The organism is Oxalicibacterium sp. (assembly GCF_035565035.1).
GTDB lineage: Bacteria > Pseudomonadota > Gammaproteobacteria > Burkholderiales > Burkholderiaceae_D > Oxalicibacterium.
Genome location: NZ_DATMTD010000093.1, coordinates 21890 through 37695 on the forward strand (window position 1 = coordinate 21890; position 15806 = coordinate 37695).

General features: G+C 56.8%; 15 protein-coding genes. 11 read left to right on the forward strand and 4 right to left on the reverse strand.

Annotated elements, in window-relative coordinates:
- The first annotated feature begins 2 nt into the window (after window positions 1-2).
- The 4 genes from VN114_RS08550 to VN114_RS08565 all read left to right on the forward strand — a co-directional run bounded on the left by VN114_RS08550 (window position 3) and on the right by VN114_RS08565 (window position 3004).
- On the forward strand, window positions 3-1031 hold the full coding sequence (locus VN114_RS08550; protein WP_325513916.1) for a DNA polymerase III subunit delta': 1029 nt from the start codon (window positions 3-5) through the stop codon (window positions 1029-1031).
- A gap of 10 nt (window positions 1032-1041) precedes the next feature.
- Window positions 1042-1419, forward strand: coding sequence for a PilZ domain-containing protein (locus VN114_RS08555; protein WP_325513918.1), 378 nt, complete (start codon window positions 1042-1044; stop codon window positions 1417-1419).
- Between the two features lie 120 nt (window positions 1420-1539).
- Entirely contained in the window at window positions 1540-2319 is a 780-nt protein-coding gene (locus VN114_RS08560) for a TatD family hydrolase (RefSeq protein ID WP_325513920.1), read from the forward strand.
- A 4-nt stretch (window positions 2320-2323) separates the two neighbouring features.
- Window positions 2324-3004 (forward strand): ankyrin repeat domain-containing protein, encoded by a 681-nt coding sequence (locus VN114_RS08565; RefSeq protein ID WP_325513922.1) that lies wholly within the window; start codon window positions 2324-2326, stop codon window positions 3002-3004.
- A gap of 19 nt (window positions 3005-3023) precedes the next feature.
- Here the strand turns inward: VN114_RS08565 and VN114_RS08570 are convergent, their stop codons facing one another.
- The 4 genes from VN114_RS08570 to moaA all read right to left on the reverse strand — a co-directional run bounded on the left by VN114_RS08570 (window position 3024) and on the right by moaA (window position 7263).
- Window positions 3024-3887 (reverse strand): HDOD domain-containing protein, encoded by an 864-nt coding sequence (locus VN114_RS08570; RefSeq protein ID WP_325513924.1) that lies wholly within the window; start codon window positions 3885-3887, stop codon window positions 3024-3026.
- A gap of 246 nt (window positions 3888-4133) precedes the next feature.
- Window positions 4134-5453, reverse strand: coding sequence for a gephyrin-like molybdotransferase Glp (glp, locus tag VN114_RS08575; protein ID WP_325513948.1), 1320 nt, complete (start codon window positions 5451-5453; stop codon window positions 4134-4136).
- Between the two features lie 63 nt (window positions 5454-5516).
- A complete protein-coding gene (gene mobA, locus VN114_RS08580) occupies window positions 5517-6110 on the reverse strand; it encodes a molybdenum cofactor guanylyltransferase MobA (protein ID WP_325513926.1) in 594 nt (197 codons plus the stop codon).
- Between the two features lie 43 nt (window positions 6111-6153).
- Window positions 6154-7263 (reverse strand): GTP 3',8-cyclase MoaA, encoded by a 1110-nt coding sequence (gene moaA / locus VN114_RS08585; RefSeq protein WP_325513928.1) that lies wholly within the window; start codon window positions 7261-7263, stop codon window positions 6154-6156.
- A gap of 307 nt (window positions 7264-7570) precedes the next feature.
- Between moaA and apbC the strand changes: the two genes are divergently transcribed.
- The 7 genes from apbC to VN114_RS08620 all read left to right on the forward strand — a co-directional run.
- Entirely contained in the window at window positions 7571-8659 is a 1089-nt protein-coding gene (apbC, locus tag VN114_RS08590) for an iron-sulfur cluster carrier protein ApbC (RefSeq protein WP_325513930.1), read from the forward strand.
- A 218-nt stretch (window positions 8660-8877) separates the two neighbouring features.
- Window positions 8878-9396 carry a DUF3305 domain-containing protein gene (locus VN114_RS08595; protein ID WP_325513932.1) on the forward strand — a complete coding sequence of 173 codons (519 nt, stop codon included), beginning with the start codon at window positions 8878-8880 and terminating at the stop codon, window positions 9394-9396.
- The gene (locus VN114_RS08600; RefSeq protein ID WP_325513935.1) at window positions 9386-10009 is read left to right on the forward strand and encodes a DUF3306 domain-containing protein; all 624 of its coding nucleotides are present in this window, start codon (window positions 9386-9388) and stop codon (window positions 10007-10009) included. Before VN114_RS08595 ends, VN114_RS08600 begins: the two co-directional genes overlap by 11 nt.
- A 34-nt stretch (window positions 10010-10043) precedes the next feature.
- Entirely contained in the window at window positions 10044-12143 is a 2100-nt protein-coding gene (locus VN114_RS08605; protein WP_325513937.1) for a 4Fe-4S binding protein, read from the forward strand.
- 40 nt (window positions 12144-12183) lie between these two features.
- Window positions 12184-12798 carry a TorD/DmsD family molecular chaperone gene (locus tag VN114_RS08610; RefSeq protein ID WP_325513939.1) on the forward strand — a complete coding sequence of 205 codons (615 nt, stop codon included), beginning with the start codon at window positions 12184-12186 and terminating at the stop codon, window positions 12796-12798.
- 174 nt (window positions 12799-12972) lie between these two features.
- Complete coding sequence (locus tag VN114_RS08615; RefSeq protein ID WP_325513941.1) at window positions 12973-13176, forward strand: hypothetical protein; 204 nt, start codon at window positions 12973-12975, stop codon at window positions 13174-13176.
- 15 nt (window positions 13177-13191) lie between these two features.
- On the forward strand, window positions 13192-15806 hold a 2615-nt coding region (locus VN114_RS08620; RefSeq protein WP_325513943.1), incomplete at its 3' end, for a molybdopterin-dependent oxidoreductase.

Below are 15806 nucleotides of genomic sequence, written 5' to 3' on the forward strand. Positions count from 1 at the left end.
AAGTGAGTGAAGCGCTCTATCCGTGGCAGGAACCAGACTGGCTGCAATGGCGGCAACTGCAGGCACGCTTGCCGCATGCCATTCTGTTCCACGGACCGCAGGGAGTCGGCAAGACAGCCTTTGCCGAGGCCTGCGCCAAGGCGTTGCTGTGCGAAACGCCGGCAGCCGACGGCCATGCCTGCGGTACCTGCGCTGCATGTGGGTGGTTCGCGCAATACAGCCATCCCGATTACCGTCGCGTCCGTCCGGAAATTCTCGACGACGAGGATGCGGAAGGCGAAGAAGATGCAGGCGAATCGAAGAAGTCAAAATCGAGCAAGGCACCTTCGAAAGATATCAAGATCGACCAGATCCGCGCATTGGCCGACTTCATGAATATTTCCACGCACCGGTCCGGTATGCGCGTCGTCATGCTGCATCCGGCCGAGGCATTGAATACAGCGGCAGCGAATTCGTTGCTGAAGATGCTGGAAGAACCGCCGCCGCACACCACCTTTCTGCTGATTACCAACAGCCTCGATCGTTTGTTGCCGACCATCCTGTCGCGTTGCCGCAAGTTCGCTTTGGCGATGCCGGACAGACAACAGGCATTGCAATGGTTGCATGAGCAAAAAGTAAAGGACGCCGACGGCTGGCTGGCCGAGCAGGGCGGCGCACCGCTGGCGGCATTCGATGCGTCACAGGACGACAGCCGCGAAGCGATGGACGATCTGCTGCGTCTGCTTGCACAGCCTGGTGTCGAGACGGCATTGCGTGCGGCCGATCGACTGCAGAAGACGCCAGTCGTTGCATTGGTTGCGTGGCAACAGCGCTGGCTGCATGACGTGCTTTCCGTCAAACTTTCCGGCACAATCCGTTACTATCCTCGTTACAGCAAAGAGTTGAACGCACTGGCAGCGCGTGCCGAGACCGGCGCGTTATTGCAGGCGATCAAATCCGTCGGCGACCGGCGTGCGATTGCAGAACATCCGCTGGCGCCGAAGCTCTTCATCGAGGACATGCTGCTGGATTACACGGCACTTTTTTCCTGAAAGGACAGACATGGCAGACACACCGAATGCAGCAGGCAGCGCCGTCGCCGGACGACCGTCGGTCCTGTCGTTGCCGATCAAGGAAAAATCGGCGCTGTATGCGGCCTACATGCCATTTCTTGCCAACGGCGGCATCTTCGTGCCTTCCACCAAGCCGTACAAAATCGGCGACGAGATTTATCTGATCCTGACGCTGATGGACGATCCGGCCAAATATCCGATCGCAGGCAAGATCGCGTGGATCACGCCGGCGGGTGCAAACAACAACAAGGCGCAAGGCATCGGCGTGCAATTCTCGGCTGACGAAAGCGGCCAGCGCGTCAAGCAGCGCATCGAGGAATTGCTGGGATCGGCACTCGGTTCGTCGCGGGCCACGCATACGTTGTAAATTTCTCTCGCAGTTTTCTCTGCGGGTTCAGCACCCCGCTTTTTAATTTTTCATTTACGCCGTGACCGGAAATACCTCCGATCGTCGCAGCAAAACCGTCGCGCGCGTACAATGACGGGCATGTACATCGATTCCCATTGCCACATCAATTTCCCCGAACTTGCCGTCCGCATGCCCGAGATTCTCGGCAAGATGGCGGAGAACGAGGTCAGCCATGCGCTGTGCGTTTCCGTCGATCTGCCGGCGTTTCCGAGTGTGCTCGATCTCGCGGAACGGCATGCAAACATTTATGCGTCGGTCGGCGTGCATCCGGATTACGAAGACACGCCGGAGCCTTCGGTCGATGATCTGGTACGTCTGGCAAATCATCCCAAAATCGTCGCGATCGGCGAAACCGGTCTTGACTATTACCGTCTCGAAGGCGATCTGGAATGGCAGCGCGAACGTTTTCGCACGCATATCCGCGCATCGCGTGCCACAGGCAAGCCGCTGATCATTCATACGCGTGCCGCGTCGGAAGACACGATACGCATCATGCGTGAAGAAGGCGCGGGCACCGATGCCGGTGGCGCAGCCGGCGTCATGCATTGTTTTACCGAATCTCTGGAAGTGGCGCAGGCTGCGATGGAAATGGGTTTCTACATTTCCTTCTCCGGCATTGTTACGTTCAAGAGTGCAAAGGAGCTGCAGGCCGTCGCGCGCGAAGTGCCGCTTGCGAACATGCTGATCGAAACGGATTCACCATATCTGGCACCGGTGCCGCATCGCGGCAAGGTCAACGAACCGGCACTGGTGCGCCACGTGGCGGAATATCTGGCGACGCTGAAGGGCATGCCGGTCGAGCAGATTGCACGACAGACGACCGATAACTTTTTCAACCTGTTCAAGATCGCACGGTGATTTCATGCTGAAACTTGTTTTCCCTATCAGTCTGCGCAGGGCGTGCATTGCATTGCTGGCGACATTGTCGTTCGGCGTTGTGCTGCCGGTTCACGCCGGTTCGTACGATGATTTCTTCCAGGCTGCCAAGACGGACGATGCGTCGGCGATCGCCGATCTGCTGCGGCGCGGTTTCGATCCGAATACGGTGGAAGCAGAGCGTGGCGATACGGGGATGATTCTGGCGTTGCGCGAAAACGGGATGAAAGTATTCAAACTGTTGCTGAACGCGAATGGTATCGATATCGACCAGCCTGCAAAGAACGGCGATACGGCATTGATGATTGCGTCATACAAGGCCAACCGCGAAGCAGTGCGTGCGCTGTTGGCGAAAGGGGCGCAAGTGAATCGCAGCGGCTGGACTGCATTGCATTATGCTGCGGCGGTTGGCGATAACGAGATTGTCCAGATGCTGATGGAGAAGGATGCAGATCTTGATGCGAAGTCGCCGAACAATACGACGCCGATCATGATGGCAGCACGCGGTGGGCACATTCTGACGGTCAAGCTGTTGCTCGATGCGGGTGCCGCTGCGGCACTGAAAAACGATGTCGGCATGACGGCGATCGATTTTGCACAGCAGAACGGCAACAAGGATATCGTCGAAGGTTTGCAATATCGCTTGAAGAAGGCCGGGAAGCCGTAATTCCTGTCAAACGGGACGGTCAGAAGAAGTTCGGCCTGAGAAATTGCACCTGCAGTTCATCGCATAGTGTTTTCGTATCATCAGCCGACAGGTTCAATACTTCCATCGCCAGCGCACCGCCACTGATCCATTCGCCGGAAACGGTCTTTCGGTAATCCTGGATCGCTTTTTCCACCACCAGATGCACGGCGACCAGTTCGCGTGCCGTCTTCGATACCGTTGCGGTTTTCAGCACTTCATGCGAATGGTGCTTCTTGATGGCAAGCACGACGTCAGCATCGATATTCCAGTGTTCTGCCAGCATGGCGCCGACCACCGCATGGTTGATGCGGTGGCGTGTGTTTTCCAGCTGGATGAAGCCGTCCGTTTCCATCTTGTTTGCGACCAGCAGGGTTTCCGTATAAGACGGGAAGGTCGCCATCATCAGCGGAATGCCGATGTCGGTAAACAGGCCGAAGTTGTGTGCCAGTTCAGGCGTCGCAATATCCATCTTCCGTGCCACGTGCAGCATGCCCCACGAGCGCTTTTCGGATACGTCCCAGAAGCGCGGCATCATCATCCTGCCGTGCGCCAGTGTGCGGCGCGCCATTAATCTTGTTACCAACGCGTGGCAATGATTCAGGCCGATCAGCGAGAGCGCATCTTCCACCGTTTCGACGCGCCGGCTGAGATTGAACATGGCGGAATTGGCAATGGCCAGCAGGTTGCCGGCGATGGCGACGTCGCGATTGATCAATCGCGCTATTTTTTTGATATGCGGATCACTGCGAACGATTTCGTGCTGGAGGGCGATGAGTAGAGCAGGCCGCGGCGGAATGTTGACCGGCCGCGCAAGCTCGGCAGTTGCTGGCGACTGGTTTGGTCGGGACGGATGTCCGAACATAGTGCTTCTCCCCAAATAACACTACGTCCGGTTTTTTTCTGTGCGCATCGGTAGCGATACCGATAGCCGGATTGTTGTACGCGCTTTATTTACGTATTTTTATGCTTTTGTGTTTTTTCTTGGCGTCTGGAAAGAGAATAAACCACGGCAAAGTTTTGCGGGAAACTTTCCGAGCGGCAGGGGCAAGGAAATCGAAGATTTAACATTCCCGACCGTCCGTCCGGTTCCTTGCGCAGATCAGACCACTCAGATCAGACCACTGAATACGATGACATCCACCATGTCGCCAGCCTTGACGTCAGCACGCTCATGTTCGAGCACGACCATGCAGTTCGCTTCCGACATCGAGCGCAGCACGCCGGAGCCTTGCGAGCCGGTAATGCGGACTTCCTGCACGCCATCTTCGGCGACGCTCAGGATGCCGCGCTGGAATTCTGTGCGGCCCGGACGTTTGCGGATTGCCGCCTTCGAACGAACCTTCATCAACGGTGGATTTTCGGTCGCCGAAGCGCCCATCATGTGCAGTAGCGCCTGGCGTGCGAAGAAGTAGAACGTCACCATCACGGCGACCGGATTGCCCGGCAGCCCGAACAGATAGGCGCCCTTGCCGTTCGACGAAATGCGGCCGAATGCCATCGGTCGGCCCGGACGCATGCCGATTTTCCAGAAAGTCACATCACCGAGCTGCGCCATCATCTGCTTGGTGTAATCGGCAGCGCCGACGGAGACGCCGCCGGAAGTGATGATGGCATCCGCATTTTCGCAGGCGCTGCGGAAGGCGGCTTCCAGCGAAGCCGGATCGTCCTTGATGACGCCCATGTCGACGATGTCGCAGCCGAGCCGCGTCAGCATGCCGTACAACGTGTAGCGATTGCTGTCGTAGACGCAACCTTCATCGAGCGCTTCGCCGATCGAACGCAGTTCGTCACCGGTCGAGAAAAAAGCGACGCGCAGACGGCGTTGCACCGGCACTTCGGCGATGCCGAGCGACGCCAGCATGCCGATATCTGCCGGTCGCAGGATTTTTCCTTTTTGCAGTGCCGGTGTGCCGGCGGCGAGATCTTCACCCTTGAGGCGGCGATTGTCGCCGCTGCGCACGCTGCCTGCCGGTACGATGACGCCGGTATCGCTTTCGTCACGTGTGAATTCCTGCGGAATCACGGTATCGCAGCCTTCCGGCATGACAGCGCCGGTCATGATGCGTACGCATTCACCGCTGTTGACCTTGCCATCAAATGCGCGACCGGCGTAGGCTGTGCCGAGGATTTTCAGTTGCAGGTCGCTATCTTTCAGATCGCTGCCGCGCAAGGCGTAACCATCCATGGCGGAATTGTCGTGCGCCGGCACGTTGATCGGCGACACGATGTCGGCAGCCAGCACGCGATCGAGCGCACTGCGGATCACGACTTTTTCGATGGCGTTGACCGGCTGTACAAACTGGCGAATGATCGCTTGCGCATCCTGCACCGGCAGCGCATCCGGATCGTAATCGGACAGGCAACTGATCACGCCGGCAAGCGTGGAACGGGTGGAGTCTGGTAGAGCGTCGGGAGAATCGTTGGACATGATGTCGTCGAGATCGGTAAGAGCGGAATCGAGGAGAAAACGGGAAGAGCGCAGGTTCATCGTTCAGTCCGTTTCGAGCTTGCGCAGTTCTTCCAGCGTGTTGATATTGCGGAAGGCGTTTTCGTCTTCGAAGTGGACTTCGACTGCCTTCAGCGACGAATACCAGGTGTCGAATTTGCGGCCGCCGTCCTGCAGGTACAGCGTGAGATGGGGCAGCAGCGATGCACGTGCCAGGCAGAAAACCGGATGTGGCTGGCGCGTTTCGCCTTCGCCGGTGACGGCGACCGCCAGATCCGCATCGTTTTCTTCCAGTGCTGCGCCGAGACGTGCGACCAGATCGGCCGGCAAAAAGGGCGAGTCGCAGGGAACGGTGGCCAGATAATCGGTTTCGCAATGGATGAGGCCTGTTTGCAGTCCGGCCAGCGGGCCGGCGAAGCCTTGCGTTTCATCCTGCCAGACCGGCACGCCGAAACCTTCATATGGTGCGATGTTCTGGTTGGCATTGATCATGACGTAGCCGACCTGCGGCGACAGGCGCATCAGCGCATGCAGCGCCATTGGTGCGCCACGGAACATTTGCAAGCCCTTGTCGACGGTACCCATGCGCGTGCCGCGTCCGCCGGCGAGAATGAGTCCTGTGATTTGACTGGTATCCATATTGTCTAGTTATCCGATATCAGTTGATGAGGTGAAAACGACGCTAGCCGCCGATGTATGACATTTCGACCTTGCGGTCCTGAATGCCTTCCGTGTTGGCCGTGCGCAATTCGGAATAGCGATCGTCGCGCGCACGCCAGATGTGCGCAACGACGGTGGAAATTTCTTCATCGGTCTTGCCGTTGCGCATCAGGGCACGCAGATCGTGCCCGCCGGTGGCGAACAGGCAGGTGTACAGCTTGCCTTCAGTCGACAGGCGCGCGCGGCTACAGTCGCTGCAGAAAGCCTGCGTCACACTGGAGATAACGCCGATCTCGCCGCTGCCGTCAGCGTGCTTCCAGCGATTTGCGGTTTCTCCGACGTAGTTTGCCGATAGCGATTGCAATGGCATTTCTTCGCTGATGCGGCGCACGACCTCGGAGGAGGGAATGACTTCGTCCATCTTCCAGCCGTTCGAGGTGCCGACATCCATGTATTCGATAAAACGCAGAATGTAGGGTGTGTTCTTGAAGTGGCGCGCCATCGGCACGATTTCCTGATCGTTCATGCCGCCCTTGACGACCATGTTGATCTTGATCGGGCCGAGGCCGACCCGATGTGCGGCTTCGATACCTTCCAGGACGTCTGAAACGGCGAAATCGACGTCGTTCATCTGCTTGAAGACGGCATCGTCGAGCGCGTCGAGCGATACCGTGACGCGCTTCAGTCCCGCATCCTTCAAGGCCTGTGCCTTGCGTGCCAGCAGCGAACCGTTGGTCGTCAGCGTCAGATCCAGTTCGCGGCCGTCGGGCGTACGAAGGGCGCTCAGCATGGCGATCAGTTTCTCGACGTTTTTACGCAGCAACGGTTCGCCACCGGTCAGGCGGATTTTTTCGACGCCGTGTGCAACGAACAGCGAGGCTATGCGCGTGATTTCCTCGAAAGACAGCAATGAAGTCTGCGGCAAGAAGGCGTAATCCTTGTCGAAGACTTCCTTCGGCATGCAGTAGACGCAACGGAAATTGCAGCGATCGGTGATCGAAATGCGCAAATCCTGTAATGGGCGCGCGCGCTTGTCCGCCAGCATGCCGGTCGGTGCTTCAAGATGAGCCGGGACGATCGGTATTCGGTTCAGATACCGTTGGTCAGCAAGCGGAATGATTTTTTCAGTCATGGCAGGGGAAGGCGTCAGGCCTCCATTGTAAGTGTTTCGAGCCGGCACTGTCGAATGTCGATCGTTTTTCGCCTGAAAAACGATGACAAATACATCACGATAAATAAGGGTGCGCCTGGCCGAATTCAATTGGAGGGGAAATCGGTATGTTCCGGCGGTATGTTTCAGGATTGTTCGATACTAACAACTTGGCGCAGCCGGAACTTTCGACTGGGCGCACCCAGGAAATTCGCTTCGGCAGAATGGATTGCGAAGCGGACCAACCGCAAATTGGTTTAGACTTGCACAACAAAATCCGGGAGAACCAATGAGCATCACGATTGAAGCAGTCAAGGCAGCATTATCCGCAGTCATCGACCCGAACACGGGCAAGGATCTGATCGGCAGCCGTTCCGCAAAGAACATCCAGATCAACGGCAACAATGTCATTTTTGACGTCGAACTCGGTTATCCGGCAAAGAGCCAGATCGACGGTATTCGCAAGGCAGCGGTTGCGGCAGTGCACGGTATCGATGGCGTGGGCAACATTACTGCCAATGTGTTCTCGAACATCGTTGCGCATTCGGCACAGCGCGGTGTCAAGCTGATGTCGAACGTCAAGAACATCATTGCCGTCGCATCCGGCAAGGGTGGCGTCGGCAAATCGACGACGTCGGTCAACCTGGCGTTGGCGCTGGCCGCGGAAGGTGCGCAAGTCGGAATTCTTGACGCAGATATCTATGGTCCGTCGCAACCGATGATGATGGGCATTTCCGGTCGCCCCGAAAGCATGGACGGCAAGACCATGGAGCCGATGGAAAACTACGGTCTGCAGGTCTCCAGTATCGGTTTCATGATCGATCCGGACGAGCCGATGGTGTGGCGCGGCCCGATCGTCACGCAGGCGCTGACCCAATTGCTGGATCAGACCAACTGGCGTGATCTCGACTACCTGATCGTCGACATGCCGCCGGGCACCGGCGACATTCAACTGACGATGTCGCAGAAAGTGCCCGTGACTGGTGCGGTGATTGTGACGACGCCGCAGGATATCGCGTTGCTCGACGCACGCAAGGGATTGAAGATGTTCGAGAAAGTCGGCATCCCGATCCTCGGTATCGTTGAAAACATGAGTACGCATATCTGTTCGAACTGCGGCCATGCGGAAGCGATTTTCGGCGAAGGCGGCGGCGAGAAGATGTGTGGCGAATATGGCGTTGATTTCCTCGGCGCATTGCCGCTGACGATGTCGATCCGCCAGCAGGCCGATTCCGGCAAGCCGACTGTAGTCGCCGATCCGGATGGCCCGATCGCCGTCATCTATAAACAGATCGCCCGCAAGATCGCCATCAAGGTCGCGGAAAAGGCGAAGGACATGTCGTCCAAGTTCCCGACCATTGTCGTCAAGAACGATTGAATTTTCATCACTTGATGGATTGGATGTTTGAAGGTATGTTTGTTCTGAAGCATTAATTCTCTCTACGCGCAAATGCGATGTTTGCGCGATTTGTTCTTCATGCATCGTGGCATGTCATGTTTAGTCATACGACATGACATGCAGTTCACGCACCGCACAACGGTGTCGTCACATAACGATGCGCAACAAAGGCTGCAGTCTGGCCGCAATGAGGAAACATGGAGACAGAAGCAGCCCGTGTCGGCGTCGTCATGCGACGTACGCCGCTTTCAAGCAGATGGCAGCCGTTCCAGTGGCAGCCTGTCGAAATCGTCAGCGATGTCGCTCCGGTCTCGCCCGTTCCGCATTGCCTGCGCAGCGATCATGACGATACGCGCTGGCTTTTCAATGACATTGACGTCACGCTCTGCACGGCCGAGGCCGAAGGTTACTTCCTGAATATCAGCGCACCGTCGCCATGCTGGTTCATCATGTGGCGGCTGGAAGATATCGATGGCCAGGAACTCGGCGTTCCCAAATCGGTCACCTTGTCCTATAACGAAGCTGCGCGCCAGATGGATGGCGGCGAGCGCGTCGATACGCTGCCTCTTCCCGACGATGTACTCGAATGGCTGACGGCATTCACGCAAGCTCACTATCGCCCCGAACCGAAACGCAAACATAAAAAACCTTCGTTTGAAGGTGGAGAGGGCGTGGAGCAGATGGCGCGTGCGGAAGGGGAAGCGCATGGCCGCTGAAGACTTCTTTTCACGCTGGTCGAAGAGGAAGGGTGAAACTCCCGACGCACCAGTTACATCCCCGGCAGAGAACAGCGCTGATTTATCGCGCGAGCACTCCGCTGACGTAACGCGACCGGAAGTTCCGCAAGCGTTGCCGACGCAGCAGGACGTCGAGCAACTGACGCAAGATTCCGATTACTCCGTTTTCATGGCACAAGGCGTGGATGAATCGGTGCGTCGTTCGGCAATGAAGAAACTGTTTTCCGATCCTCATTTCAACATCATGGATGGGTTGGATGTTTATATCGAGGACTTTACCAAGTTCGAACCGATCTCGCCGGCCATGCTGGCGTCACTGAGCCATGCAAAAAATCTGCTGGATCCATTGTCCCAGTTGCAAACGCCAATGATGCGCCTGCTCGATATGGCAGAGAAAGAAAAAGACGTCGAAGCGACGGCTGCGAAGACAATCGAGCAGGGCGGAATGCAAGCGGTCAGTGAAGAGACTTCGGTCGAGCAGGAAAGCGCCGGCGATTCGACGGTACAAAATGAATTGAACGAACAGAACAAACAGAACGAACAGGAAGTACAAGGGGAGAACGACGCCACGCGTAGCGTGAACGACGTCTAGAATAATCTGCATCAGCCAGCGAGATAGCCAGCCAATGACAACAGAATTCAAGGTATGTAATTGCAACCGCACCATGCCGCTTGATGCGGCAGCAGGTGCAGAGCTTGGCACGGCGCTGGGCACATTGCCGTTGCCGGTAGCGTCCGAATTGTGCCGACGCGAAGTCGATTCGTATCTCAAGGCACTCAACGGCGTCGAGGATGTCGTTGTTGCCTGCACCCAGGAACGCGCTTTGTTCTCCGAACTGGCGGAACAGAAGGGAAGCGTGGCGCCACTGCGCTTCGTCAACATTCGCGAAACAGGCGGGTGGGGTGCGCAAAGAAAAAACGCGTTGCCGAAAATGGCCGCTTTGCTGGCGGCTGCTGCCTTGCCCGATCCGGAGCCGGTTCCCGTTGTCGATTATCGATCCAGCGGTCATGTTCTGATCACCGGTCCCGCAGAACGTGTCCTGCCATGGGCAAAACGTCTCGCGGAACAACTCGACGTCAGCGTCCTGTTGAGTGGAGATACGCGAACGGCGTTACCGACGGGGCGTGTATTTCCGGTTTTTTCGGGACAGCAGATTACGCTTTCCGGCTGGCTGGGTGCATTCACCGCGACCTGGCAGCAAGCCAATCCGATCGACCTGGAAACCTGTACACGTTGCAATGCCTGTATCGACGTCTGTCCCGAACAGGCGATCGATCTGAGTTATCAAATCGATCTGGACAAGTGCAAATCCCATCGTGATTGCGTGAAGGCCTGCGGTGCCATCGGTGCTATCGATTTTTCACGAATGACGACACAGCGCAGCGCCGAATGTGATCTGGTGTTCGATTTGTCAGACCGGCCGTTGCTGACGATGCATCAACCACCGCAAGGTTATTTCGCTCCTGGTATCGATGTGCAAAGGCAAATGGACGATGCGCTGAAGCTGACGCAACTGGTCGGCGAATTCAGCAAGCCGAAATTTTTCGTCTACAAGGAAAAATTGTGCGCGCACAGCCGTAGCGGCAAGATCGGCTGCACATCATGTATCGACGTCTGTTCTGCGGAAGCAGTTCATCATGACGGAAACCTGATCAAGGTCAATCCGAATCTGTGTGTCGGTTGCGGTGCCTGCACGACGGTCTGTCCGTCGGGTGCATTGTCCTATGCCTACCCGCGCGCGACCGACATCGGTACGCGTCTGAAAACCATGCTGTCGGTGTATGGCAAGGCGGGAGGCAAACAGCCGGCGCTGTTGCTGCACGATCAGCAAAACGGCAGCGAACTCGTCAATCGCCTCGGGCGGCAGGCGCAAGCGGGCGGAAAATTGCAGGGCGTGCCGGCGCGCGTGATCCCGGTCGATCTGCATCACAGCGCGTCGACGGGTATCGATATCTGGCTGACTGCGGTTGCGTACGGCGCAACGAATGTAACGATACTGACGACAAGTAGCGATGCGCCACAATATGTCGAAGCGCTGAAGCGGCAGATCGACGTCGCCCAGGTCATCCTGAACGGGCTCGGCTATCGCGGAACGCATCTGTCGCTGATCGAGGCCAGCGAACCGGTACAGCTGGATGCAGCATTGACCGCAATCGAACCTGCAGAGGTTCCGGCGCAGCATGCACTGTTCAATATCGCGGTCGACAAGCGCAGCACATTGACGCTTGCAATCGATCATCTGAAAGAACATGCGCCGACGCCGGTGGCCGAAATCAGTCTGCCTTCCGGAGCGCCGTTCGGCATGGTAAATGTGGACAAGCAGGCATGCACGCTTTGCATGTCTTGCGTCGGTGCCTGTCCCGAGGCGGCGCTGGCCGACAATCCGAACATGCCGCAATTGCGCTTCATCGAAACCAACTGCGTGCAATGCGGATTGTGCGAAAAGACCTGCCCGGAAGATGCGATTTCGCTGGTGCCTCGTCTGTTATTGACAGACCTCGCGCGGCAACCTGCGGTACTGAACGAGGCGCAGCCGTTCCATTGCATTCGCTGTCAGAAACCGTTCGGTACGGCGCAGATGATAGAAAACATGATTGCGAAACTCTCGCTGCACGGCGCATTTTCCGGCAACGTCGATCGTCTGAAGATGTGTTCGGATTGTCGCGTGGTCGACATGATGGCGAACAAGCAGGAAGCGGCAATTACCGATCTGAAGAGAATGTAATGCCCGGCATACCTATGCGACTCCACAATGGAAAACATGCATGACGACTGCTCAATCGATAGCATTTGAAACACCCGATCAAGGGGAAGAAGCGGCGCGTGCCGAACTTTACGGGCTGCTTGCAGCCTTGTTTTATGCGCCGCCATCCCAGGAACTGCTCGATGCCGTTGCCGCAGCGCCGGCCGCCGGACAGACAGAGCTGGAGCTTGCCTGGAATGACCTCGCCGGGGTTTGTCGCACCACGCGGCAGGAAGCGGTGCGGGAAGAATATGAACGGCTGTTCATCGGCGTCGGCAAGCCGGACGTGCTGTTATACGGTTCTTTCTACTTGTCGGGATTTTTGATGGAAAAACCGCTGGCGGAGTTGCGTACGGATCTGGCGCAATTAGGACTGGAGCGGAGCGATATTCTTGTCGAGAGCGAAGATCACCTAGCGGCGTTGTGTGAAGTCATGCGTTATCTAATTACCTCCGACGATGCTGTCAACGGCGCCTTGGCAGGCCAGCAAAAGTTCTTCAATACGCATATGAGTCCCTGGGTGCGTGAATGCTGTGAGGCGGTGGAAAATCACCCGGATGCGCGTTTCTACAAACCGGTTGCGCGATTGGCGCGGCAGTTCTTCGAGGTCGAGATGCAGGCTTTCGATATGAGTTGAATCTGCCGCGGAAAAAATCGATGAATTAATTTCATCTGCTCTTCAGCCGCTTTCGAAATGCACTTTTTTATTGCAAAAAGGAATGCACGGTGTGAAAAGCATGTTAAATTTATGCTCAGTTGTTATAGGAAATAAAAAGCATATTACGTCCTGAATCCTTGCCAGGAGACGATCATGTCTGAACAGTCCAAAGTTTCCCGCCGCAGTTTTTTCGCAGGATTAGGTGCAGTCGCCGCAGCAGGTGCCGCAACCAAACTGCTTCCCCAGTCTCCCGCAGCCGCCGTGATCGATAGCGTGACTTCCGCGCCTGAGCCGGACGGCGACAGCTATCGGCTCACCGAGCACATCAAAAAATACTACCGCACGACCACAATCTGATCTTGAGGTGACAACATGCTGTTGACTCGAAAAAGCAATGCTGCCGGCAGCAATGCGTCCGGCCGGCCCTCGTCCGCTCTATCTTCCAGTCTCGCAGGCAGCCTGGCGCGTGCCTTGCCGACGATGGATCGGCGCAGTTTTCTGAAACGTTCGGGAATCGGCATTGGTGCAGGTGTCGCCGTCACCCAACTTGGCCTGATACAGAAGGCCAGGGCAGCGGAGGATGGCAAGGCGCCGGGTGCGGCCGGCAACAAGATCGAAGTCAGGCGTACTGTTTGCACGCACTGTTCGGTCGGTTGCGCGTCTGACGCAATCGTTGAAAACGGGGTCTGGGTCCGTCAGGAACCGGTGTTCGATTCACCAATCAATCTTGGTGCCCATTGCGCAAAAGGTGCGGCATTGCGTGAGCACGGACACGGTGAGCATCGACTCAAATATCCGATGAAGCTGGTCAACGGCAAATACCAGCGCATCAGCTGGGACGAGGCGTTGAACGAAATCTCCGCCAAGATGCTCGATGTGCGCAAGACCAGCGGTCCCGATTCGGTGTTCTTCGTCGGCTCTTCCAAGCACAACAACGAACAGTCCGCGCTGTTGCGCAAGTTCGTTTCCTTCTTCGGCACCAACAACACTGACCACCAGGCGCGTATCTGCCATTCGACCACGGTCGCCGGCGTCGCGAATACCTGGGGTTACGGCGCGATGACCAATAGCTACAACGACATGCAGAATTCGAAGGCTGTCATGTACATTGGTTCCAACGCGGCGGAGGCACATCCGGTATCGATGCTGCACATGCTGCACGCGAAGGAAAACGGCACGAAGATGATCGTGGTCGACCCGCGTTTTACACGTACCGCGGCCAAGGCCGATCAATACATTCGCATCCGTTCGGGTTCGGATATTCCGTATCTGTGGGGCATGCTGTATCACGTCTTCAAGAATGGCTGGGAAGACAAGAAGTACATCAATGACCGCGTGTACGGCATGGAAAAGGTGCGCGAAGAAGTCATGAAATGGACGCCGGAAAAGGTAGAAGAAGCCTGCGGCGTGCCAGAAGCCGAAGTCTACAAGGCAGCGGAAACGATGGCGAAGAATCGGCCATCGACGGTAGTCTGGTGCATGGGCCAGACGCAGCATTCGATCGGCAATGCGATGGTCCGCGCATCCTGCATTCTGCAACTGGCGCTCGGCAACGTCGGTGTTTCCGGTGGCGGTACCAACATTTTCCGTGGTCACGACAACGTGCAGGGCGCAACCGACGTCGGTCCGAATCCGGATTCGTTGCCGGGCTATTATGGTCTGGCGGCCGGTTCGTGGAAGCACTGGTGCGCCGTGTGGGGCGTCGATTACGAATGGGTGAAGAAACAGTACGTGTCGCAGGAGATGATGGAAAAATCCGGCACGACCGTTTCGCGCTGGGTTGATGCGGTGCTGGAAAAGAGCGAACACCTCGATCAGGACAATACCGTCAAGGCGATGGTGTTCTGGGGACATGCGCCAAACTCGCAGACACGCGGCCTCGACATGAAAAAGGCCTTCGACAAGCTGGATCTGCTGGTTGTCATCGATCCGTATCCGTCGGCCACGGCGGCGATGGCCGCGATGAAAGTCGATGGACAAGAGTTGAATCCGAATCGTGCCGTGTATCTGCTGCCGGCTGCGACGCAGTTCGAGACGTCGGGCTCTGTCACCGCATCCAATCGCTCGCTGCAATGGCGCGAAAAAGTCATCGAACCGCTGTTCGAATCCCGCACCGACCACATGATCATGTATCAACTCGCGCAGAAACTCGGTTTCGGCAAGGAACTGGTGGCGAAGATCAAACTGGTCCCCGGCAAGGGCGGCATGATGGAACCGGAACCGGAATCGATGCTGGAAGAAATCAACCGCGGCTCATGGACAATCGGTTACACGGGGCAATCGCCGCTGCGTCTGAAAGCACACATGCGCAACATGCATCTGTTCGATGTGAAGACGCTGCGCTGCAAGAGCGGCAAGGACCCGGTCACCGGTTACGACATCACGGGCGATTATTTCGGTCTGCCATGGCCATGCTATGGCACGCCGGAGCTCAAGCATCCCGGTTCGCCGAATCTGTATGACACGTCGAAAAGCATGATGGAGGGCGGCGGTAATTTCCGCGCCAACTTCGGTGTCGAGAAGGACGGTGTCAACCTGCTGGCGGAAGATGGTTCATGCTCGAAAGGTTCGGACATCACGACGGGTTATCCGGAGTTCGACCACGTTCTGCTGAAGAAACTCGGTTGGTGGGACGACCTGACGGAAGCCGAAAAAAAGGCGGCTGAAGGCAAGAACTGGAAAACCGATCTTTCCGGTGGCATCCAACGCGTCTGCATGCAGGTGCATGGTGTGCATCCGTGGGGAAATGCAAAGGCGCGTGCCGTGGTCTGGAATTTCCCGGATGGCGTTCCGCTGCATCGCGAACCGATCTACGGCACGCGCCCCGATCTGGTTGCCAAGTATCCGACGCACGATGACAAGAAAGGTTTCTGGCGCATGCCGACCTTGTACAAGTCGCTGCAGGACAAGAACGTCGAAACGAAGCTGTACGAAAAATTCCCGATCATTCTCACGTCCGGCCGGTTGGTCGAATACGAGGGCGGCCG

Bases quoted from the DNA above. Each gene is read 5' to 3' on its own strand.
- VN114_RS08555 (WP_325513918.1), top strand. From the start codon at position 1,042: ATGGCAGACACACCGAATGCAGCAGGCAGCGCCGTCGCCGGACGACCG.
- VN114_RS08560 (WP_325513920.1), top strand. From the start codon at position 1,540: ATGTACATCGATTCCCATTGCCACATCAATTTCCCCGAACTTGCCGTC.
- VN114_RS08565 (WP_325513922.1), top strand. From the start codon at position 2,324: ATGCTGAAACTTGTTTTCCCTATCAGTCTGCGCAGGGCGTGCATTGCA.
- VN114_RS08570 (WP_325513924.1), bottom strand. From the start codon at position 3,887: ATGTTCGGACATCCGTCCCGACCAAACCAGTCGCCAGCAACTGCCGAG.
- glp (WP_325513948.1), bottom strand. From the start codon at position 5,453: ATGTCCAACGATTCTCCCGACGCTCTACCAGACTCCACCCGTTCCACG.
- mobA (WP_325513926.1), bottom strand. From the start codon at position 6,110: ATGGATACCAGTCAAATCACAGGACTCATTCTCGCCGGCGGACGCGGC.
- moaA (WP_325513928.1), bottom strand. From the start codon at position 7,263: ATGACTGAAAAAATCATTCCGCTTGCTGACCAACGGTATCTGAACCGA.
- apbC (WP_325513930.1), top strand. From the start codon at position 7,571: ATGAGCATCACGATTGAAGCAGTCAAGGCAGCATTATCCGCAGTCATC.
- VN114_RS08595 (WP_325513932.1), top strand. From the start codon at position 8,878: ATGGAGACAGAAGCAGCCCGTGTCGGCGTCGTCATGCGACGTACGCCG.
- VN114_RS08600 (WP_325513935.1), top strand. From the start codon at position 9,386: ATGGCCGCTGAAGACTTCTTTTCACGCTGGTCGAAGAGGAAGGGTGAA.
- VN114_RS08605 (WP_325513937.1), top strand. From the start codon at position 10,044: ATGACAACAGAATTCAAGGTATGTAATTGCAACCGCACCATGCCGCTT.
- VN114_RS08610 (WP_325513939.1), top strand. From the start codon at position 12,184: ATGACGACTGCTCAATCGATAGCATTTGAAACACCCGATCAAGGGGAA.
- VN114_RS08615 (WP_325513941.1), top strand. From the start codon at position 12,973: ATGTCTGAACAGTCCAAAGTTTCCCGCCGCAGTTTTTTCGCAGGATTA.